A 21,680-nucleotide genomic window follows, 5' to 3' on the forward strand; every position below is an offset into this window, starting at 1 on the left:
AAATTTATGCCTAAACTAGGCCTGTCATCCGTTCTGGCTGCCTGCGCCCTGATTGCCGGCACGGTCACAGCACAAGTACAAACCCTGGACCGGGTAGTCGCCGTTGTCGATGAAGATGTAGTTATGGCCAGTGAACTGGCCCAGCGCATGAACACTATCGCCAGCCAAATTCAGGCCCAACAAGTTCAAGCACCGCCTGTGGATGTTCTGCGCCGCCAGGTACTGGAACAACTGATCATTGAGCGGTTACAGCTACAAATGGCTTCCCGTGCGGGCGTTACCATCTCTGAATCCGAGCTAGACCAGGCAATTGCCCGGGTTCAACAAAACGCTAGTGTCAGCCCGGAAGAGTTTCGTCAACGCCTTCGTGCTGATGGCATGACCATGAAGAGCTTCCGCCAGCAGATTCGCCAGGAGTTAATGATCCGCCGGGTGGAACAGGGTAGCGTTAACCGCCGAATCCAGATCACCGACCAGGATATCGACAATTTCCTGCGCTCCAAAGAGGGGGAGTTCTGGAAATCTCCCCAATACGAGCTGGGCCATATCCTGATCCCGATCAGCTCCAGCGCCCCCGCCAGTGAGGTTACCCAGGCGCGCGAGAAAGCCGAAGAGCTGGTTAAACAGGTCCGCGAAGGTACCGATTTCCGTCGCCTAGCGATCGCCAACTCTGCTGGACAGAATGCCCTTGCCGGTGGCGACCTGGGCTGGCGCAAGACCGTGGAGCTCCCCACCCTCTTTGCCGACGCGCTCAACGGCCTCAAAGTTGGTGAAGTCACCGAACCCTTCCGCAGTGATGCCGGTTTCCACCTACTCAAGATACATGCGCAAAAAGGCGCCAGCGAGCAGCTGGTAGAGCAAACGAAGGTTCGCCACATCCTACTTAAGCCATCGGCCATCCTTACCGATGACGAGGCTTACAACAAGCTTGTGGCCATGCGCGAAGAAGCAATGGCCAGCGATAATTTTTCTGAACTCGCTCGCGAGAATTCTGAAGATATTGGCTCCATGCTGTCCGGTGGCGATCTCGGCTGGTCTATGCCGGGGCAGTTTGTGCCAGAATTTACCCAAGCCATGAAGACCACCGGCATCGGCGAAATCAGTCTGCCATTTCGCAGCCAGTTCGGCTGGCATATCCTTAAAGTGGAGGGTCGACGCAAACAGGATATGACCGATCAGTACATCCGCAACCAAGCTGCGAATCTCCTGCGAAATCGCCGCTATGAAGAAGAGCTGCAAAATTGGCGCCGGGAAATCCGAGACCAGGCTTATGTAGAGATCAAATTGACAGATGAGAAGGAAGAGGACTCCGAAGAAGAAGCGCAATAAGAGCGCTTTCTGAGATCTCTGAGACCGGGCCAAAGCGCCCGGTTTTTTATTCGTATAAGGTGTGGCCTCTCTATGATACCCAGAATCGCATTGACTCCCGGAGAACCTGCAGGTATTGGCCCGGAGATATGTGTCAAAGTCGCCCAGCAAGGCAGCCCTGCCCAGTTGATTGCCATTGCAGATCCCAGCCTTCTGGAACAAGCTGCCCGCAGACTAGAGCTTCCCCTGCAGCTTCTATCTTTCTCTGAAGATACCCCACTATCAGAAACGGCCCCTGGTAGCCTCTATATTTTAGAAAGCCCTTTAAAACAAGCTTCCCAGCCAGGAAAACTGGACATTACCAATGCTGCCTATGTATTAAAGACATTAGAGATAGCCGCAGATGGGTGTCTAAATGGCCGATTTGACGCCCTGGTTACGGGCCCTGTGCACAAGGGGGTAGTCAATGAAGCCGGGTTTCCCTTCAGTGGCCATACCGAATTTTTTGCAGAACGAGCGGGCGTAGCGCAGGTAGTCATGATGCTGGTCGCTCAGGAACTACGGGTGGCACTTGTCACTACACATCTGCCACTTAAAGATGTCAGCGCGGCAATAACCGGTGATCGTCTGGAGCTCATTACGGAGATCTTACATCGCGGTCTGCGCGACCAATTCCGCATCGATTCACCCCACATCGGAGTTTGTGGCCTAAACCCCCACGCCGGAGAGGGAGGCCACTTGGGCAGGGAAGAGATTGAAGTGATTGAACCTGCACTTGAAAAGCTGCGCGGTCGAGGGCTCCATCTGACCGGCCCACTGCCGGCGGATACACTGTTTACCCCCCCTCAGTTAAAAAATTTTGATGCGGTACTTGCTATGTACCACGACCAGGGGCTGCCAGTGTTAAAATTTCACGGCTTTGGCAAAGCCATAAATATTACGCTGGGCTTGCCTTTTATTCGCACCTCGGTCGATCACGGCACAGCACTGGACCTGGCTGGTAGCGGCAAAGCCAGTTGCGGCAGCCTTGAGGCTGCTCTGTCCCAGGCAATTGAGCTGGCGCGACTACAGTCCTGCTAGACAATAACAGCCTTACGAATGCCTCATACCATTTTAGAATTGTAGATTAATTAATGGACAACTTTTTCCAACACAAGGCACGCAAGCGTTTCGGCCAAAATTTTTTGGTCGATGGGAATATTATCGAGCGTATTGTTCGCTCTATAGCTCCCAAAGAAACCGATAAATTAGTTGAGATTGGTCCAGGCCAAGGCGCTATCACTGAACTACTCTTACAACGCTGCCCCTCACTCACAGCGGTGGAACTGGATAGGGATCTAATTCCCCTTTTGGAATTTAAGTTCAGGGACTATCCCGACTTCAAAATTATTGAGCGGGATGCATTGAAATTTGATTTTGGCGAGTTTGCCGCGGAGCGTCCTCTGCGTATCGTAGGTAACCTACCCTACAATATTTCCACTCCTCTTTTATTCCATCTGCTCAGCTTCAAAGGCAAAGTGCAGGACATGCACTTTATGCTGCAAAAAGAAGTCGTCGATCGGCTTGGAGCCAGCCCCGGAACAAAATCCTATGGACGCCTCACAGTCATGGTGCAATATTACTGCCGTGTACACGGGCTATTCCCAGTGCCTCCGCAATCCTTTAGACCAGCACCTAAAGTTGAATCGGCTATTGTCCGCCTAATACCCCATAGTGAAATTCCCTATATAGCGGAAGATGAAAAGCTACTGGAACGAATCGTCAATATCGCTTTTCAACAGCGCCGAAAAACGCTGCGCAACGCACTAAAACCCCTATTCCCTGCACTTGACCATGAGCAACTACCAGTAGACGCGAGCCGCCGCCCAGAAACATTAAGCGTGCAAGAATTTGTACAATTGTCGAATTACTGCGCAAAGCTTGGGCAACAATAAGCAAGCTAGATCTCGGGGGATAAGAGTTTGGCCACTTATGCTATTGGCGATATTCAGGGCTGTTTCGAATCTTTAAAACGACTACTGAAAAAAATCCATTTTCGCTTTGACCGTGACAAGTTATGGGTTGCCGGAGATTTGGTTCACCGCGGCGAAGACAGTTTGGGCACCTTGCGCTTTCTCTATGAGCACCGCCAGCAGGTCACCGCTGTTCTCGGCAATCACGATCTGCACCTACTGGCACTGGCGCATGGCGCCAAGCATCTGGCAGAGAAAGAGCAAGATCTGGCAAAAATTCTTAGGGCAAAGGATTCAGACCTTCTATTAAGCTGGCTACAGTCTCTCCCCCTACTGGTACATAAAAAGGGGTATACCATGGTCCACGCCGGCATTCCCCCCATTTGGAGTATTACCAAAGCCCAGAAACTATCACGCGAAGTCGAATCTGCTCTCTCAGATGAAGCAATGGCAAAAGCTTTTTTTTACGGCATGTACGGTAACGAGCCCCACTGTTGGAATGATCATCTAATCGGTATTGAGCGACTGCGCTCTATTACTAATTACTTCACACGGATGCGTTTCTGCAAAGAGGATGGTACCCTCGACCTTGTTACCAAGCGCGGACCACAAGCATCCCATGGGGATTACAAACCTTGGTTTAGTTTCCCTAATAGAAAAACCAAAAATGACAAAATAATTTTTGGTCACTGGGCCGCCCTTGAAGGCAGAGCTGATACTGAAAACATTTACGCTTTGGATACAGGCTGTGTTTGGGGAGGATATCTAACCGCCATGCGCCTGGGTGATGAAGAGTTCTTTTGTACTGACTGTAGTCTGTAAATTTCAACAGAGTATATATCAGGGTATTTTAAAATGGACTCATGGGGGCGCCCCCCCTTCAAGGCATATAACCGATCAGAGCATTTACCTTAAAAAATTCAGAATACAAACCAACCTATCCCCCTGCCGGAGAACTGGAAGGTTTGAAAGCTTAGATTTTTTTAGTCACCTTTCCCTCTCTACCTACAACACTAATGATATTTACTTAATCTACCTATCCTGTCCCAGCCGAATACGACAAACTCATTAACATCATGCCTGAGACAGCTAATAGGGGGGCCAAAATAACACGTCCATTCTTTTTAAGTGAGAGTAAAGCAAGCACTGCTGCAGCGAGCATATAAATCAAGAAATAGACTACCGATTCAAACCCATTCATCACGAAGATTAGTAGTGCCCCTGGAGTAACTATCAGAAGCCCCATCAAGTATTCCTGAATTACAATCATTCCCTCACTGCAGGATTTAATCATCATCCAAAATCTGACCTGAGCCTCATCTTCCAGAATGGAATTAATTGCAAAGGCAAGAAATAGTGCTGAACCTACTCCTAGCACAATACGTAAGGCAATCAATAGGCTAGCAGTTGTCAATGCATAGCAGTAAATGGCAATTGCCAATGCCATCAGCAACCTGTTTACTAAACGCGCATTTTTTATAAAAAAAGGTTTTCGCCAAGCAAAATAAAATTGTCCATATCTGAGAATCCCTAAAACAAAAAAAGAAAGTATTTGGAATGTACAAAATAGAGAAAACCAGAAAAAATATTCGAAGAAATTGAATGGCTCATCCAGGTACCACAACACCAAAAGGGGTAGCACCCACACCCCCCAAAAGAACGGATTATATTTTAGCTGAACCAGGCAGAGAGATTTAACCAACTCTTCAACATTAAAACAGCTCAGATACCATTTTAGCTCTGTTGGTACCGGCGATAACAAAAGTCCTGAAACAGCAAAAACAAGGTGTACGACCAGTAGTATAGATAAGCAAGCATTTACAGTTTCGCCTTCTTCTGTCAATAACAAGCTTACAGGGAGGTGGATCACTAGCAATGCGGGGGCCAATATAGAAGCGAGCCCGATTAACAACCATTGGTTTGCCTCAACCCAAACCTTAAGCCTATGTTTCAACCCTGCAATCAACAAATCCTGTACAGAGACACTCACAACGTAATCTCCGTTTCCTTTGCTAAAAAAGAAACCTTGCTATGACTTGTATAGATAAGCATTCCAGAATAGTTTGATAGATATTCAACTAAAACTCCCATAGCCACCTTATCAAGAGCATTAAAAGGTTCATCTAATAACAGGGCTCCCCTTTCTTTTCGTAAAGCACAAACTATGGCTACCTTTCTTTTTTGCCCTTCGGATAGACCTGAAATTCTTGTGCAAGAATGAATATTACACAAAAACTCTGTTTCAAAGACTTTCAATTGGTCAGAAATTGGAGCCTGACAGGCAGACAAAATCTCATTAACAGTCAAATATTCAGGAAGTAAAATTGCACTGGAAAATACTCCACACATGCTTCTCCTGCTTGATTTTTTACTCTCTCCAAGCAAGTTAATACTACCGGATGAAATAGGAATCAGGCCTGACACCCCTAATAAAAAGCTTGTTTTACCCGAACCATTCTTCCCTGATATTTTTATTATCTGAGCAGTAGTAGATAAGCATAAATCTGCAATAACTCTTTTTGCACCCCTATGAATACTTAAGGTATCAAATATCAATCGATTCAATGCGTCTTCACTCCATAAAGAAGAAATCACCCTTAACAACAAGGAATAAAGACCTATTGCAATAATAATGGTTCCACTGGATTAGAGAATTATAAAAAGTAGCGGGCTCCCTCCCACTACTTAGCATTGCCTTCAGTTGAAAAAATTACTTTATTTCGTAACCACTTGGATTTTTAGACTGCCAACGCCAGGTGTCTTCGACCATTCGCTCCAAGCTATATTCAGCCTTCCAGCCAAGTTCATTTTCCGCCAAAGTCGAATCTGCATAACATTCAGCAACATCTCCTGGTCGACGTGATGCAATTTTATAGGGTACAGATTTGCCACTAGCGGCTTCAAATGCCCGCACTACATCTAATACTGAACTTCCCTTACCCGTACCAAGATTGTAGGTGTAACATCCGACTTGAGTTGAAGGTTTACTCAGCATATTCAATGCAGCCAAATGACCTCGGGCCAGATCTACCACATGGATATAATCTCTTACACCTGTACCATCTACCGTGGCATAATCGTCACCAAAGATTTGTAGAAACGGCTGCCGTCCCACAGCAACCTGAGCAACATAAGGCAATAAGTTATTGGGAATTCCACGAGGGTCTTCACCGATTTGACCACTCACGTGAGCACCAATTGGATTAAAGTAGCGTAGAAGACTTATTTTCCAATGGTTGGTTGGCGCTGCGCAAATATCCCTCATTATATTCTCAACCATCAGCTTACTTGAGCCATACGGATTTGTGGCACCAGTGGGAAAGCCTTCACGAATTGGTACCGTTTCTGGGTCACCATAGACTGTGGCTGATGAACTGAAGATCATTTTCCTAACATCAAATTCTTCCATCACAGCCATTAGAGCTAGGGTACCAGCAACGTTATTTTGGTAATAACGTAAAGGCTGAGTTACGGATTCACCTACTGCCTTAAGACCGGCAAAATGGATTACTGCTTCTATTTTGTGATCCGTAAATACCTGGCGAATCCCAGGCATATCATTGATGTCTAGATTGAAGAAAGGTAATTCTTTACCAGTGATCAATTCTACCCTCTTCAAAGCCTCGCGGTTACTATTAGAGAGATTATCCAGCACAACTGGCTGTAAACCTGCCGAAAGCAGCTCTACACAGGTATGGCTACCAATATAACCAGCACCCCCTGTCACTAAAATCTCCATATCAGCTCCTCATAAATCCACGTACTTCTTGTAGGCCGCAAGTAAAGACCAAAACTGCCATTGAATTCAACCTTTCTGGATGACAATTCAGTGCCGTAGTGAACCAGAAAGCTATGCTGGAGAAGCCGGGACTGTTTCATCAGGCTCGGGGAAGAACAAAGTTAGCAACGGCGATAATGAATAGCGCTTTATGCCGGGCGACTCTCATGCAAGGAATGACTGAATAACCGCCAACCACGCATCTTGTGGGAAGAGCAGTAGAAACAGTCTTCGAAACAACTAGTCAGTGCTCTGATTCCAAACGATAAGCAGGACGCTGGACTCTGCCCACCAGGCTACAGGGAGGTAAATATTATGACAATTTTTAATCATTACCTGGAAAGATACGAGTCAATCCAGGATGAAGAGCTCAGTATTCAGGAATACCTGGAACTCTGTAAAACGGACCGCAGCGCCTATGCCTCACCCGCTGAGAGAATGCTGATGGCGATTGGAGAGGCAGAACTAATTGATACCTCCCGCGACCCTCGCCTATCACGTATTTTCTGTAACAAAGTTATCAAACGTTACAAAGCCTTCAGTGAGTTCTATGGCATGGAAGAGGCCATAGAGCAGATCGTATCGTTCTTCCGCCATGCAGCCCAGGGTTTAGAGGAGAAAAAGCAAATTCTTTATTTATTGGGACCTGTCGGCGGCGGCAAGTCCTCTCTGGCAGAACGCCTTAAGGCACTTATGGAGCAGGTTCCTATATACGCTATCAAGAACTCTCCGGTTTTTGAGTCTCCTCTGAGCTTGTTCTCCCCGAATGAAGATGGTCGTATCCTTGAGGAGGACTACGGCATTGCAAGGCGCTATGTAAATACCATCATGTCACCCTGGGCAGTTAAACGCCTACATGAATTCAAAGGCGACATCAGTAAGTTCAGGGTAGTGAAAATTCGCCCATCGATCCTTGATCAAGTTGCTATCTCTAAAACTGAACCCGGTGATGAAAATAACCAGGATATTTCCTCGCTAGTCGGAAAAATTGATATTCGAAAGCTTGAGGATTTTCCTCAAAATGATCCAGATGCCTACAGCTTCTCAGGTAGCCTTTGCCGTGCCAACCAAGGGTTGATGGAATTTGTGGAGATGTTTAAGGCTCCGATCAAAGTGCTGCACCCCCTACTCACAGCAACCCAAGAAGGTAATTACAACAGCACCGAAGGACTCGGATCTATACCGTTCAATGGCACCATTCTCGCGCACTCCAATGAGTCTGAGTGGCAGTCCTTCCGCAACAACCGTAATAATGAAGCATTTCTTGACCGAATTTACATCGTCAAAGTGCCCTATTGCGTTCGAGTTCACGAAGAAATCAGAATTTATCAAAAACTTTTGGAAAACAGCTCCCTATCAAAAGCTCCTTGTGCGCCCGACACCCTACGCATGCTGGCTCAATTTTCTGTTCTTTCTCGTGTTAAAAATCCAGAGAACTCAAGTCTCTACTCGAAGATGCGTATCTATGACGGTGAGAATCTCAAGGATACCGATCCAAAAGCAAAAACCATTCAAGAGTATCGAGATAATGCCGGTGTCGATGAAGGTATGAATGGGCTATCCACTCGCTTTGCCTTCAAAATACTTTCTAAAGTTTTCAATTTTGATGCTACGGAAGTGGCGGCCAATCCAGTGCATTTACTCTATGTCCTTGAGCAACAAATCGAACAGGAACAGTTTCCACCGGAAATACAGGAAAACTATCTTGGCTTTATCAAAGAATATTTGGCCCCAAGGTATGTCGAATTTATTGGCAAGGAAATTCAAACGGCCTATCTTGAATCTTACGCCGAATATGGTCAAAACTTATTTGATCGGTACGTCACTTATGCGGATTTCTGGATTCAAGATCAGGAATACCGAGATCCAGAGACCGGTGAAATTCTTGATCGTGGCGCACTAAATGAGGAGTTGGAGAAAACTGAAAAGCCCGCAGGGATATCCAATCCAAAAGACTTCCGGAACGAAATTGTCAATTTTGTTCTACGTGCTCGAGCCAACAACCAAGGGAAAAATCCAGACTGGCGCTCCTATGAGAAACTGCGTGCCGTTATTGAGAAAAAGATGTTCTCCAACACCGAGGATCTCCTACCAGTAATTTCCTTTAACACCAAGGCTTCAGCGGATGACAAGCGCAAGCATGCCGATTTTGTTGCCCGCATGGTGGAACGTGGCTATACAGAGAAGCAGGTTAGATTATTATCAGAATGGTATCTGCGAGTGCGCAAATCACAGTAACTGATTTATTACAGTTACCGTTAGTGATTCTCAAATACCTGAATGAGAGTGTTTCGACCTTAATAGAGCTGAAAATTTCAACTGCTTAGGGCCCCGGTCGGGGCCCAATAGCTAGAAAGAGTGTTTCTGAATAGATTGCTTGGTGGCCTTTGCCAGATTGTTTTATTCAGACGAAAGGCAGAAATATGAGCTACATCATCGACCGCCGCCTAAATGGGAAAAAGAAAAGTACTGTTAATCGCCAGCGCTTTTTAAGGCGCTATAAGGCCCATATTAAAAAAGCTGTAGGCGACGCAATGAACAGCCGCTCCATAATGGATATGGATAAGGGCGAGCGTATCAGTATTCCCACCCGAGATATCAGCGAACCTCTGTTTTCCCACGGCAATGGCGGCCATACTGAACGTGTTCTTCCCGGTAATAAAGAATTTACTGCAGGCGATCGTATACCACGTCAACCCCCTAAAGGTGGCGATGGTAATGGTGGCGGTGCCAGTGACAGCGGCGAGGGCGTTGATGATTTTGTCTTCCAAATTTCCCAGGAAGAGTTCCTGGACTTTATGTTTGAAGGATTACAGCTGCCCAATATGATCAAACGGAGACTCGCCGGCAATGAATCTTTTCAAGTGGTTCGGGCGGGCATAAGCAACGAAGGCACCCCTGGTCGTCTAAATGTCATTCGCTCCCTAAGAGCCGCGCATGCACGCCGCATCGCCTTAACTAGCAATAAAAGAAGACATATCCGCAATCTAGAGGAATCGCTGGAACTAGAAGAACAAAAAGAGTCCGCTCTGCGCGATCAACGAAAGATAGAAGCTCTGAAAAGCGAAATTGCAGAGTTGCGCAAACGGGTTGGCCGGGTGCCATTCCTTGATGATTTTGATCTGAAATATAACTTGCTAATCCGGCAGCCGAAACCACGCTCACGGGCGGTTATGTTCTGCCTTATGGACGTATCTGGCTCCATGAATCAAGCCACCAAGGATATGGCCAAACGCTTTTTCCTATTGCTCTACCTTTTCTTGCAACGCAGTTATGAATACACAGAAGTCGTTTTTATCCGTCACCATACCAGCGCCAAGGAAGTCGACGAAGAGGAATTTTTTTATTCACGTGAGACCGGAGGCACTATTGTTTCCAGCGCCCTAAAATTAATGAGACGAATTATGCGGGATCGCTACCCGGACAGCGAATGGAATATTTATGGGGCCCAAGCTTCCGATGGCGATAATTGGAATGATGACTCAAGCACCTGCCATCGCATCCTTATCGATGACATCATGCCCCATGTACAGTACTACTCCTATGTTGAGATCACTCCCAGAGACCATCAAGCCCTGTGGGAAGAATACGAAAGCGTGCGTGCGCTGTTCCCCAATCACTTCGCCATGGAGCAAATTGTGGATGTGCAGGATATCTACCCGGTATTCCGCCAACTGTTCAGCCAGAAGGTGACCGCTCGATGCTAGACAAATTTGCCGGCGGCGATGATTCGCAAAAACCAGAGTCTGTAAATCCCATCTCTACATCCTCAGAGTGGACATTTGAGTTAATCCAGGAATATGACCGCGCTATAGGCGCACTGGCTGACGAATTCGGCCTGGATACTTACCCCAATCAAATTGAGGTAATCAGCTCTGAGCAAATGATGGATGCCTACTCATCGGTGGGTATGCCAGTGGGCTACAACCACTGGTCATTCGGCAAACAATTTATTAGCGTTGAGAATAATTATCAACGCGGCCTAATGGGACTTGCCTACGAAATTGTTATTAACTCCAACCCCTGTATCGCGTATCTTATGGAAGAAAACACCATGACGATGCAGGCTCTGGTAATCGCTCACGCCTCCTATGGGCACAACTCTTTCTTCAAGGGAAATTACCTTTTTCGCTCCTGGACTGATGCCAGCAGCATTATCGATTATCTGATTTTTGCCAAAAATTACATCTCTCGTTGTGAGGAGCGTCATGGTCTCAATGAAGTCGAGGCTGTACTGGACTCCTGCCATGCTTTGATGAATTACGGCGTTGACCGCTATAAACGACCGTATCCCATTTCTGCTATCGAAGAGGAACGCCAGCAACAGGAGCGCGAGGAATATCGACAGCGGCAGCTAAACGATCTCTGGCGAACAATTCCAAAACTTGGGGACGGCGCTGAAGCCTCGAATGAAAAACGTTTTCCAGAAGAGCCACAGGAAAACATCCTCTACTTTATTGAGAAAAATGCTCCCCTGCTCGAAGGCTGGCAAAGGGAATTGGTGCGTATCGTACGCAAGCTCGCCCAGTATTTTTATCCACAGCGTCAAACCCAGGTAATGAACGAAGGCTGGGCCACTTTCTGGCACTACACATTATTGACAGAGCTCTACCGGCGTGGTCGTGTCACGGAAGGCTTTATGATGGAGTTCTTACAAAGCCACACCAATGTGATTTACCAACCCAGTTTTGACAGTCCCTATTACAACGGCATCAACCCATACACTCTGGGTTTTAGTATATTTAGTGACCTCAGGCGCATCTGTGAAGACCCTACCGATGAAGATCGCCGCTGGTTTCCAGATATCGCTGGGAGTAATTGGCGAGAGACACTGCATTTTGCCATGCGCGACTTTAAGGACGAGAGTTTTATCCTGCAGTTTCTCTCCCCAAAAGTAATGCGCGATATGAAACTTTTTTGTATCAGTGACAACGACCAGGAAAATGAAATTGTTGTCAGCGCAATCCATGACGAAAGTGGTTATCGACAGTTACGGGAAAATCTCGCTGGCCAATATAACTTAGGTAACCGGGAACCTAACATCCAGGTTTACTCTGTAGATACACGGGGAGACCGCTCCCTAACCCTAAACCATACCCAGCATCGCCGCCGCCCATTAAGCAAAGATACACCCGAGGTTTTAAGGCATCTACACAGGCTTTGGGGTTTTGATATACACCTAAATAGCCTCAACGGGGATGAAATTACGGCTAGCTACCACTGCCCTGAACAGGGCCGAGACAGGCAGGAGGGAGAAGAGGAATCAATGCTCATTCCGAAACCCATCTGAATTTTGCCCGGGAGCTTTTTTAAAAAAGCTCCCGGGCAAATGGGGCGAATGACCTGGAATAAATCTAAGCAGAAAAGCTTGGCTTAGTGATCAGCCTCTAACAACAACCTAGCTTTAGCAGCCAGTTCACCGCGCTCCTCGCGATGTGCCAGGAGGGCATCCGCTCCTGCATCTAACCAGCGAGCTTTATCCTGATCCTCTTCGGCAGCCACGACCAGAATACGCAGGTTGCTATACTCACTGCGCGACCTCAGATAATCCAGCACCTGGAACCCACCATCACCAACCAAAGCGGCGTCAACCACTAACAACGTCGGCTTGGCATTAGCCATTAAAATGCCCGCAGAGAAGCTATCACCAGCTACCTCGATATCACAGCCGATATTTTTCAGAGCCTGCAGGCCTGAAGAAGTCAGCTCCGGGTCTGTTGTTAGCAACAGTACTTTGCGGCTAGGTACAGCCAGGTCATTCGGCACTGGCATAGAGTTATCCCGTAGGAAGCCCACGAAGTCCTCTACACAAATGCGATGGTCGCCACGCCCCGGAAGTTTGTAAGCTTTGAGCTGCCCCCGCTCAATCCAGCGAATCACCGTTCGGAAATTGACCCCACAATACCGAGCCGCTTCCCCGGTGGTTAGCACATGTAGTTCGCTCATATTTATTCTCCCCAACAACTGCAGTCCTTGACGGCCAGGTCAACTTCACGAGTCCCGACTTCATCCCCCGAAGCCAGGCGCGAAATTATCCTGCCCAACAGGATCGCCCCTATAAATTATGCTGTTCAATGCTGCAAAACCAGCCCGAAATTCGGTCCATGTATCTAGTTAACGAACAGCGAAACAACCCCCTCAAAAAATACTAAAAGATATAGTTGACAGGTATGACAGGTCCCATAGAATGACCTCAGATTTTGCGGTACAACTGTGTCGCCAGATCCTCTCCAGCGGGCATGGCCGGCAAGTCAGTTATCCCGCTATTGGCAATTAGATGTTTGCTAAGCGAATACCCTAAGACCCTGGGCCCCCTTGTTTTTTCGGGGCCTTTTTTTTATCTTGCTCAAATCCCAGTCTTTACTTCCCACGTAATCACGTAATGTTGTCTCCCAGTAATTGGTGGACTGTGCCGGAACCAATGGATTTATGGCAGTGCAACCCCTTCCCGAAGAATCACTATCTCCAGCTGTGGAGAATTTCACTTGAAGATCTACCTTGTTGGCGGCGCGGTTCGTGACAAACTGCTCAACCGTCCAGTAACTGAACGAGACTGGGTAGTGGTGGGCACCGATGCCGAACACATGCGCAGTCTCGGCTACAGCCCAGTGGGGAAAGATTTCCCGGTTTTTCTGCATCCACAAACCGGGGAGGAGTACGCCCTTGCCCGTACAGAGCGCAAAAGCGGGCACGGCTACGGGGGTTTCACTGTCAATGCCACAGCGGATATCACCCTGGAAGAAGACCTGCTGCGCCGCGATCTCACCATCAACGCCATGGCCGAGACTGAAGACGGAGAGCTAATCGACCCCTACAAAGGCCAGGAAGACTTGCAGGCCCGCCTGCTGCGCCACGTATCCCCTGCCTTCTCCGAGGACCCCTTGCGTGTATTGCGAGTAGCCCGCTTTGCCGCGCGTTATCACCACCTTGGGTTTACCGTCGCCAAAGAAACTATGGCCCTAATGCGGCAGATGGTAGCGGCCGGCGAGGTTGAATATTTGGTTGCCGAGCGAGTTTGGAAAGAGGTCAGCCGTGCTCTGACTGAACCGGACCCCGATATTTTTTTCCGTGTATTGCGCGAGTGCGGAGCCCTAACCATCCTGCTTCCTGAATTGGAAAACCTGTTCGGCGTACCCCAACCTCCCAGACACCACCCCGAAGTGGATACCGGCGAGCATGTTTTATTGGCCCTCCACACCGCCCCCGCCGAGCTGCCTGTGCGTTTCGCCGTCTTACTACACGACCTAGGTAAAGGCCTCACTCCCGATGAAACCCTCCCCAGCCATACCGGTCATGAATCTGCTGGAGTTCCCCTGGTGCAGGCAGTCTGTGAACGATGGCGTACTCCAAAAGAACTAACTGCTCTGGCTATCGGTGTCTGCGAATACCACCTGCATTGCCACAGGGCATTCGAATTACGCCCTCAAACCCTTATGAAAATGATCCGCAATCTGGATGCCCTGCGGCGCCCCGAGCGGTTTGAAAACTTCCTGCTCGCCTGTGAGGCAGATGCCCGAGGCCGTCAAGGCCTGGAGGACCGAGATTACCCACAGGTGAACTACCTGCGTGCCGCCCGCAAAGCGGCAGCTGCGGTAACCGCCGAAGAGTTAATCAAGCAGGGTTACCAGGGGGCGAAGCTGGGACAAGCGCTGGACCGGGAGCGCATCAAGGCAATTGCCAAAGTTAAGGATAACTTCAGTGCGTAGTGTATTAATTACCGGCGCGGCCGCTCGCTTGGGTCGCGCGATTGCCGAAGAACTCCATAAAGATCACCGGGTTGTTATTCACTATCGCAACTCGGCTGATGCTGCCAGCTCTCTGGTGGATCAACTCAACCAACGCCGCCCCAATTCTGCTATTGCGCTGCACAGTGAATTAAATAGTGCCCAAGCTTGTTCAGAGTTTGCCCAGCGCGCACAAGAGGCCTGGGGTGGTATCGATGTTCTGGTCAACAACGCCTCAGCATTCCACCCTACACCTGTGGGAGAGGCTACCGAGGAGGATTGGGACCGGCTGGTAGGCAGCAACCTCAAAGCCCCCTTCTTTCTTACCCAGGCCCTAAAAGAAAGCCTCAGCCAACGGCGGGGCTGCATTGTTAATATGGCGGATATCCACGCCGAGCGCCCAATGCCCGAACACACTATTTACTGCGCCGCCAAAGCTGGGCTGGTAATGCTGACAAAAAGCCTTGCACTGGAGCTATCGCCCCAGGTTCGGGTCAATGCCGTCGCCCCCGGTGCCATTCTATGGCCGGAGCAAGAAGTAACAAATGAAGCCAAAAAAGCACAAATCACCCAGCGCATTCCCCTGGCCCGAACCGGTGACCCCAGTGATATCGCCAAAACTGTACGCTTCCTCGTCTGCGACGCTCCCTATATCAGCGGCCAGGTTATTGCTGTAGACGGCGGCCGAAGCCTCAATATCTAATTATCCTTAAGCCTCACAGCGATTCAGCCGCCGAGCTTCACTTCAATTTCACCGGTACTCTGGCAGAATGTTTTGTAACTTTCTCTGCCACAAGAGATTTACCGGTGCGCCCCCTGAAAATACTGTTGATAGAAGATAACCCCAGTATCGCTCGTCAGCTTGCCGAGTTCTTGGAAATTGAAGGGTGGCAAATGGATTTTGCCCACCGGGGTCGCCAGGGCTTGCATCTGGCGCTGGAACAAATCTTCGATCTGATCATTCTCGACCTGGGCCTTCCAGATATGGATGGCTTAAAGGTGTGCGAGAAGATCAAGACACAAGCAGCGGTCAATATGCCAATACTGATGTTGACCGCCCGCGATTCGATCGCAGATAAGGAGAGCGGTTTTGGCATTGGTGCCGATGACTACTTATGTAAACCCTTTGAACCAAGGGAGTTGATATTGCGGTGCCGTGCCCTTGCCCGCAGACACCAACTGCATACCAGTGATGAAATCCAAATCGGTGATCTACAAATAAACCAGCGCCAGCAAACCGCTTACAGGGATAAACAACCATTGGCCCTGACAACTATCGGTTACCGCATTCTCGCTTTGCTCGCCCAAGCCTCACCAGCTCCAGTAAGTCGTTCGGCAATAATCCACCATATTTGGGGTGATGAGCCGCCTAAAACAGACGCCTTAAAATCCCATATTTATAGTCTGCGCCAAACATTAGATAAGCCTTTCCAGGTTCCTATGTTGAAAACCATTAACAATCTCGGTTATCAGCTGGATGTTGCCAATGCGCGAAACCAGTAAATTACAAAGAAAGGTTTTCGCTATTTTGGGCGGATTTACTCTACTGCTATGCTTGGTATTTTTTGCCATCTGTATGATGGTTGCCTACGTGGTTGAAGACCATCTGCTCGATAATTTATTGGCCGGGGAAGTTCGCCACCTCGAACAACAGGCACAATGGCCTGATTCCATTCCAGAGCCTCGCTTACCGTATTTAACGCTTTACACTAAAGACCAGATAATTCCGCCAGAACTGCGTACTGCCTTGCCCGACCATACAGAAAAAGCTGAATGGTTTAGTGATTCTGAGTTTCACTTCCATCTGCGTAGGGTACATTTCTCGGACAACAGCTCTGCAGTTCTCGTGGCTGAAGTTAGTGAATTACTCACTGTTACGAGACAATCCTCACAACTACTCTGGCTTTTTGCCTCTGCCTGTGCTTTGACCCTGCTTTTAGCTCTTTACTGCGCTTATCGTATTTCCCATAAAACCATCGCACCTGTTGTAACCCTGGCTAAAGCTGTTAAACAGCAAATAAATACCGACTCAGAGATTTCCCTGCCCTATAACAATGAACAAGATGAAATCGGCTATTTGGCATCTACCCTGCAAGAAACGATTAACCAGCTCAAGCAGACATTGCGCAGGGAAACCGAATTTACCCGGGATACCAGCCATGAGTTGCGCACCGGGCTAACCATACTGAAAGGCACTCTGACTCTTAGTCAAAACAGGGAAATGACCAAACTTGAAAAAACAGAGCTATTAGAAACCGTTACTAGCATGGAAGAGACCGTTAAAACACTCCTGGCCCTCGCCCGCTCAGAGTCTTTAAAACCTGAAAATATCCCATTGCGTGCCTTTCTTGAGGAGCGCCTTTTAGTTCAACACCAAGCACTTGCACAAAAGCATTTTAAGGTTGATTTAAAATTAGGATACAAAGAAAGAGCCCTGGCCAACCGACTCCTGGTAACTCTGCTATTCGATAACTTAATCAGCAATGCTTTACAGCACGCTTCCAGCCCTGAATTGGTTATTGCCTATAAAGGGGACACACTCTGTTTTGAGAACGCCACGGACAATCAATTAGATCTAGAAACCGCCCTCTTACCCGGCCAAAAGAAGGATGGCAGTGATGGTATAGGTCAAGGCCTTTTCCTGGCCAAGAGAATCTGTGAAGCCTTAAATTGGACCATCTCTGTCCAATATCGAAAAAATATTTATCAGTGCGCACTGTCTCTAACACAGTAGCTTTCTATGGTTCAGACCATTACCACTAAAACCTACTGTATTCAAGACGCACAGTGAATCGGCATCCATGCCTTATACTATCCCGAACGCAGTTTATTCTTTCTTCCTATTTAGCAACTACAATCTCACCTGAATTTCACCTTCCTCCCCTTATTCTCCTACGAATTCACTCACTAGAAGATTTCCCGTCTGCTACCACAATTTTGGAGATTAATATGTTGAAGAAAATTCTTATTTCCCTGGCACTGACTCTGTCCGTCTTTTTTGCTTTTATTATTTGGGTTAATGGCTTAATTCCACCCCAGGAGCAGGATTTTTTCACTACGATGATCAGTGATCTACCGTATTTACAACAATTACCCAAGGAAAGCCGAGGAAAAATATTAGCTGTTGTCACCAGTACTGAAACGATAGGAGATAGTGGCAAGGCCACTGGTTATGAATTAACTGAACTGGCACGCCCCTATTACACCTTTTTAGCCAACGGCTTTATTGTCGATATTGCCAGCCCCAAAGGTGGCAAACCACCTGCGGTGATCGATAAAGATGATATGGGGCCTTTCGACTACGCCTTTCTCAATGACCCGGAAGCGCAACAAAAGGTCAATAACAGCATTCCTATCGATCAAGTTTCTGCGGAAGATTACCAGGCAGTATTTTTTGTTGGCGGTAAAGGCGCCATGTTCGATTTCCCCGATAATCCCTATATTCAGACCCTGGTGCGGGATCTTTATTACAGCGGCAAAATTATCGGAGCGGTATGTCATGGACCGGCGGCGCTTGCCAATGTCACCCTGGAAAATGGCGAACCCTTAATCACCGATCGGCAGATTAGTGCTTTTACCAACGAAGAAGAGCTATTTCTTATTCCCGACGCTCCACAGCGGTATCCCTTCCTGCTGGAGGATCGCTTACGTGAACAGGGCGCGATTTTTCAGGCTGGACCCACCTACCTAGAACAAGTCAGTGTGGATGGCCAGCTCGTTACCGGGCAAAACCCCTGGTCCACCTGGCTGACGGCTGAGAGTATGGTGAAAGCGATGGGTTATACCCCAGTTCCACGCCAAGTAACCCCGGCAGAGCAAACCGTCGAGTTGCTACTCACTTATGAGCAACGGGGTTTTTCCGAAGCCGCAGAAGAAATACAGGCGCTTCAGGAGAAAGGGGAATTAGATCAGCGCCTATTAGCTATGCACGGCGTTGTTTCTGCGATGCGCAGGGAGCCCCGCAAGACTCTGGATATTATCAAGCTGCTATCCATTAGCCAGGAATAACACAGCCACTAACTAGCCAGCCTGCTCCAGCGGCTGGCCATTTTCATCCACAAATAATACATCGCGGATGCTGAGTTTTTGCCCCTGGGCATTCTGCACAGCCACCTCGGAGATAGGCTCGCCACTGTTTTGATCAATCAGATGCATCCCATCTTTATTGCCATTCCAGCGCAGATTCCACTGGCGCAGGGCTATTATCACCGTAAACAGGTCGCGGCCCTTTTCCGTCAAGCGATACTCGTAGCGAGTGCCGTGTTCCCCCGCATCAAAACGCACCAACACCTCGTTTTCCAATAAACGAGACAGGCGGTCCACAAGGATATTCTTTGCGATTCCCAGGTTTCTTTGAAAATCCACAAAACGGCGGGTACCCAGCATCGCCTGCTTAATTATCAGCAGGGACCACCAGTCTCCCACCTCATTCAGGGCGCAGGCCAGGGAGCAATCGAGATCATCAAAGCGTTTACGTGACATAAGGCCAGTATACCGACAAAAGGGTTGCAATACGAAACCAGATATTGAACTCACAACCAAAATAAGGTCTTATAACGCAACCATTTTAATTGTGACCTAGTGGGACCGGTGAGTCCCAGTGGTGAATCGAGCAACCTAGGAGAGAAATATGAGTGGTTCCCTGGACAGCCTGCTGCGCCCTTTCGAGCATAAATCCCTAAAACTGCGCAACCGGGTCGCTATGGCCCCGATGACCCGCACCATGTCGCCGGGTTATGCCGCCAATGACCAAGTAGCCGGTTATTACCGCCGCCGCGCCGAGGGAGAAGTTGGCCTGATTATTACCGAGGGCACTTTCGTCAATCACAAAGCTGCTAATGGCTATGAGAATGTGCCAGCAATCTACGGCGATGCCGCCCTCGCCGGCTGGAAAAAAGTGGTAGATGAAGTACATGCTGCTGGTGGCCAGATTATCCCACAGCTGTGGCATGTGGGCTCTGTGCGTAAAGAGGGCATAGGCCCGGACAAATCTGTACCCGGCTACTCCCCCTCGGGCCTGTTCAAACCCGGCAAAGCCTCTGGCCTGGCGATGAGCAAAGGGGATATCCAGGAAGTTGTACAAGCCTTCGCGGCTGCGGCAAAAGCTGCCAAGGAAATTGGGTTCGACGGTGTAGAAATTCACGGCGCCCACGGCTACCTGATCGACCAGTTTTTCTGGGAAGGCACCAACCAACGCGATGATGAGTACGGTGGCTCCATCGAGAACCGCACCCGCTTTGCTGTGGAAATTATCAAAGCCGTGCGTGAAGCCGTGGGCGAAGATTTCGCCATTGTGCTGCGCTACTCCCAATGGAAGCAACAGGATTACGAAGCCAAACTGGCGCAAAACCCCGAAGAACTAAAACGCTTCCTGACACCACTGGTTGAAGCTGGCGTTGATATTTTCCACGCATCGACAAGACGTTTCTGGCTGCCGGAGTTCGAGGGCTCTGACCTCAACCTGGCAGGCTGGACCAAGGAACTGACTGGCAAACCGGTAATTTCCGTCGGCAGTGTCGGCCTCGACGATGATTTTATCGGCGGCAATAACCAGGGCATGGGCGGCACCGCCAATCCCACCGATCTGGGTGAGCTGACCCGCCGCATGGACAACCAGGAGTTCGACCTGATCGCTGTTGGCCGCGCACTACTACAGGACCCGCACTGGTTCGCCAAGGTACGCGAAGATCGCGCGGAGGAAATCACTCCATTTACCAAAGAAGCGCTGATGGGCCTAAGCTAAAATTCAGAGCAGAAAAGCAGCTGTCCCCCGGCTGCTTCTCTTATTTTAATGTAGAAATCCAAATAGTTATTCTTCCTCTCACAAATCATCTGAATTTCACCTTTCTGCGCTTAGCCTCTTCGGTAAATACTGGAGATTAGTTTTATGCAAAAGGCACACTTAATAATTCTCAAAGCCATCGTGTTTAGTGTTTTTGGCTTAGGTTTACTCGTAGTTTATTGGCATCTATTTATCGCTCTTAAAGAGGAGCCCATAAGCTTTCAGGAGATCCTTTCATCCCATAATTACCAAACTCCGCAGTCTCTTGATATTTTCCTAACCCCTCTGGACAACAATCAATTCGGCTTTACTTATACCAGCTTTGATGGCGACAAAGTCAATGGGCAGATCCGTTATCCCCAGGCAAAAAATCAAGCTACCCCATTTTACTCGGTGTTTCCGCCATCGGCAGAAGTCATGAACGCTGGTGGAGTGGCTCATTCAAGGATCGCCCAACAATCACCCAGGTCAACAAGATTACTGATATCGCCACCCAAAAGAGCTATGTGGTTATTGCCATTGATGCCCGATACCACGGCAGCCGTAAAAATCCAGATCTTCCAGTAAACAGCATCATGAACAAATTGCACTATTTTCGGGATAAAAATGCCTACGTGGATATGATTCGCAAAACCATATTGGATTACCGGGTCTTGATTGATTGGCTTTCAACGCAACCCCAACTGGATGAAACCCGAATCAGCCTTGCCGGTTACAGTATGGGTGCACAGATTGTTTTATTGCTCAGTGCGCTGGAAGAAAACATCCAAAACGTAATCAGCTTGGTGCCCCCTTATCTTGATAACAGGGTGGCCGCAGTGGCCCCGATCAATTTTGCCTCCCACATCCGAGCCCAAGATCTCCTGCTTATCACTGCAGATAACGATGAATTTGCAACGCAGGCAGAGAACACTGCTCTATTTGAGCTTATTAATATTAAAAACAAGCAACATCAAATCTTCCCAGGCAGTCATATATTGCCATCAAGCTATATTGAAGCTGTTTCTGAGTGGCTAATGGACCATGCGGTTAATTAGGTGACACATTTTTGGCTCGCTGCACTGAAGCCAGTATCGTGTCGGCGCTCTTTGTCCATTTAAATGGTTTGGCAAGATCGCGGTTATGAACACGAATAA

Annotated in this window: 20 protein-coding genes; 15 read left to right on the forward strand and 5 right to left on the reverse strand. The window is 48.4% G+C overall.

What is annotated here, in order from left to right:
- The first annotated feature begins 6 nt into the window (after window positions 1-6).
- From LC073_RS19295 to LC073_RS19310, 4 genes are all read left to right on the forward strand, one after another.
- Window positions 7-1,329 carry a peptidylprolyl isomerase gene (locus LC073_RS19295; RefSeq protein WP_226648957.1) on the forward strand — a complete coding sequence of 441 codons (1,323 nt, stop codon included), beginning with the start codon at window positions 7-9 and terminating at the stop codon, window positions 1,327-1,329.
- A gap of 72 nt (window positions 1,330-1,401) precedes the next feature.
- Window positions 1,402-2,388, forward strand: coding sequence for a 4-hydroxythreonine-4-phosphate dehydrogenase PdxA (gene pdxA / locus LC073_RS19300; RefSeq protein ID WP_226648959.1), 987 nt, complete (start codon window positions 1,402-1,404; stop codon window positions 2,386-2,388).
- A 53-nt stretch (window positions 2,389-2,441) separates the two neighbouring features.
- Window positions 2,442-3,242, forward strand: a complete 801-nt coding sequence (gene rsmA / locus LC073_RS19305) for a 16S rRNA (adenine(1518)-N(6)/adenine(1519)-N(6))-dimethyltransferase RsmA (protein WP_226648961.1) — start codon at window positions 2,442-2,444, stop codon at window positions 3,240-3,242.
- Between the two features lie 27 nt (window positions 3,243-3,269).
- Window positions 3,270-4,082 (forward strand): symmetrical bis(5'-nucleosyl)-tetraphosphatase, encoded by an 813-nt coding sequence (locus LC073_RS19310; RefSeq protein ID WP_226648962.1) that lies wholly within the window; start codon window positions 3,270-3,272, stop codon window positions 4,080-4,082.
- Between the two features lie 214 nt (window positions 4,083-4,296).
- On the opposite strand, the gene LC073_RS19315 is transcribed toward LC073_RS19310, so the two are convergent.
- The 3 genes from LC073_RS19315 to galE form a co-directional block, all read right to left on the reverse strand.
- Window positions 4,297-5,250, reverse strand: a complete 954-nt coding sequence (locus tag LC073_RS19315) for a hypothetical protein (RefSeq protein WP_226648964.1) — start codon at window positions 5,248-5,250, stop codon at window positions 4,297-4,299.
- Window positions 5,247-5,825, reverse strand: coding sequence for an ATP-binding cassette domain-containing protein (locus tag LC073_RS19320; RefSeq protein WP_226648965.1), 579 nt, complete (start codon window positions 5,823-5,825; stop codon window positions 5,247-5,249). The genes LC073_RS19315 and LC073_RS19320 overlap by 4 nt, the downstream gene beginning before the upstream one ends.
- A 145-nt stretch (window positions 5,826-5,970) precedes the next feature.
- Window positions 5,971-6,999 (reverse strand): UDP-glucose 4-epimerase GalE, encoded by a 1,029-nt coding sequence (gene galE, locus LC073_RS19325; RefSeq protein ID WP_226648966.1) that lies wholly within the window; start codon window positions 6,997-6,999, stop codon window positions 5,971-5,973.
- Between the two features lie 354 nt (window positions 7,000-7,353).
- On the opposite strand from galE, the gene LC073_RS19330 reads away from it, so the two are divergent.
- The 3 genes from LC073_RS19330 (at window position 7,354) to LC073_RS19340 (ending at window position 12,328) form a co-directional block, all read left to right on the forward strand.
- Complete coding sequence (locus LC073_RS19330) at window positions 7,354-9,276, forward strand: PrkA family serine protein kinase (protein ID WP_226648967.1); 1,923 nt, start codon at window positions 7,354-7,356, stop codon at window positions 9,274-9,276.
- Between the two features lie 185 nt (window positions 9,277-9,461).
- Entirely contained in the window at window positions 9,462-10,745 is a 1,284-nt protein-coding gene (locus LC073_RS19335) for a YeaH/YhbH family protein (RefSeq protein WP_226648968.1), read from the forward strand.
- Entirely contained in the window at window positions 10,739-12,328 is a 1,590-nt protein-coding gene (locus LC073_RS19340) for a SpoVR family protein (protein ID WP_226648969.1), read from the forward strand. The genes LC073_RS19335 and LC073_RS19340 overlap by 7 nt, the downstream gene beginning before the upstream one ends.
- Before the next feature lie 83 nt (window positions 12,329-12,411).
- Here the strand turns inward: LC073_RS19340 and LC073_RS19345 are convergent, their stop codons facing one another.
- Window positions 12,412-12,984: a helix-turn-helix domain-containing protein gene (locus tag LC073_RS19345; RefSeq protein WP_226648970.1), complete on the reverse strand. Its 573-nt coding sequence runs from the start codon at window positions 12,982-12,984 to the stop codon at window positions 12,412-12,414.
- 539 nt (window positions 12,985-13,523) lie between these two features.
- Here LC073_RS19345 and LC073_RS19350 point away from each other — a divergent pair.
- From LC073_RS19350 to LC073_RS19370, 5 genes are all read left to right on the forward strand, one after another.
- Window positions 13,524-14,744 carry a multifunctional CCA addition/repair protein gene (locus LC073_RS19350; RefSeq protein WP_226648971.1) on the forward strand — a complete coding sequence of 407 codons (1,221 nt, stop codon included), beginning with the start codon at window positions 13,524-13,526 and terminating at the stop codon, window positions 14,742-14,744.
- Entirely contained in the window at window positions 14,737-15,465 is a 729-nt protein-coding gene (locus LC073_RS19355; protein ID WP_226648972.1) for a pteridine reductase, read from the forward strand. The genes LC073_RS19350 and LC073_RS19355 overlap by 8 nt, the downstream gene beginning before the upstream one ends.
- A gap of 104 nt (window positions 15,466-15,569) precedes the next feature.
- Complete coding sequence (locus LC073_RS19360; RefSeq protein WP_226648973.1) at window positions 15,570-16,265, forward strand: response regulator transcription factor; 696 nt, start codon at window positions 15,570-15,572, stop codon at window positions 16,263-16,265.
- The gene (locus tag LC073_RS19365) at window positions 16,249-17,496 is read left to right on the forward strand and encodes a sensor histidine kinase (protein WP_226648974.1); all 1,248 of its coding nucleotides are present in this window, start codon (window positions 16,249-16,251) and stop codon (window positions 17,494-17,496) included. The genes LC073_RS19360 and LC073_RS19365 overlap by 17 nt, the downstream gene beginning before the upstream one ends.
- Window positions 17,497-17,711: 215 nt before the next feature.
- Window positions 17,712-18,770, forward strand: a complete 1,059-nt coding sequence (locus tag LC073_RS19370) for a type 1 glutamine amidotransferase domain-containing protein (RefSeq protein ID WP_226648975.1) — start codon at window positions 17,712-17,714, stop codon at window positions 18,768-18,770.
- Window positions 18,771-18,782: 12 nt separating this feature from the next.
- On the opposite strand, the gene LC073_RS19375 is transcribed toward LC073_RS19370, so the two are convergent.
- Window positions 18,783-19,244: a winged helix-turn-helix transcriptional regulator gene (locus tag LC073_RS19375; protein ID WP_226648976.1), complete on the reverse strand. Its 462-nt coding sequence runs from the start codon at window positions 19,242-19,244 to the stop codon at window positions 18,783-18,785.
- A gap of 148 nt (window positions 19,245-19,392) precedes the next feature.
- On the opposite strand from LC073_RS19375, the gene LC073_RS19380 reads away from it, so the two are divergent.
- The 3 genes from LC073_RS19380 to LC073_RS19390 all read left to right on the forward strand — a co-directional run bounded on the left by LC073_RS19380 (window position 19,393) and on the right by LC073_RS19390 (window position 21,581).
- Entirely contained in the window at window positions 19,393-20,505 is a 1,113-nt protein-coding gene (locus LC073_RS19380; RefSeq protein WP_226648977.1) for an NADH:flavin oxidoreductase, read from the forward strand.
- Window positions 20,506-20,649: 144 nt separating this feature from the next.
- Window positions 20,650-21,111 (forward strand): hypothetical protein, encoded by a 462-nt coding sequence (locus LC073_RS19385; RefSeq protein WP_226648978.1) that lies wholly within the window; start codon window positions 20,650-20,652, stop codon window positions 21,109-21,111.
- Window positions 21,051-21,581, forward strand: coding sequence for a dienelactone hydrolase family protein (locus LC073_RS19390; RefSeq protein ID WP_319004743.1), 531 nt, complete (start codon window positions 21,051-21,053; stop codon window positions 21,579-21,581). Before LC073_RS19385 ends, LC073_RS19390 begins: the two co-directional genes overlap by 61 nt.
- Window positions 21,582-21,680 lie beyond the last annotated feature (99 nt).

It is taken from the genome of Microbulbifer variabilis (assembly GCF_020524905.1).
In the GTDB taxonomy this organism is placed as follows: domain Bacteria; phylum Pseudomonadota; class Gammaproteobacteria; order Pseudomonadales; family Cellvibrionaceae; genus Microbulbifer; species Microbulbifer variabilis_A.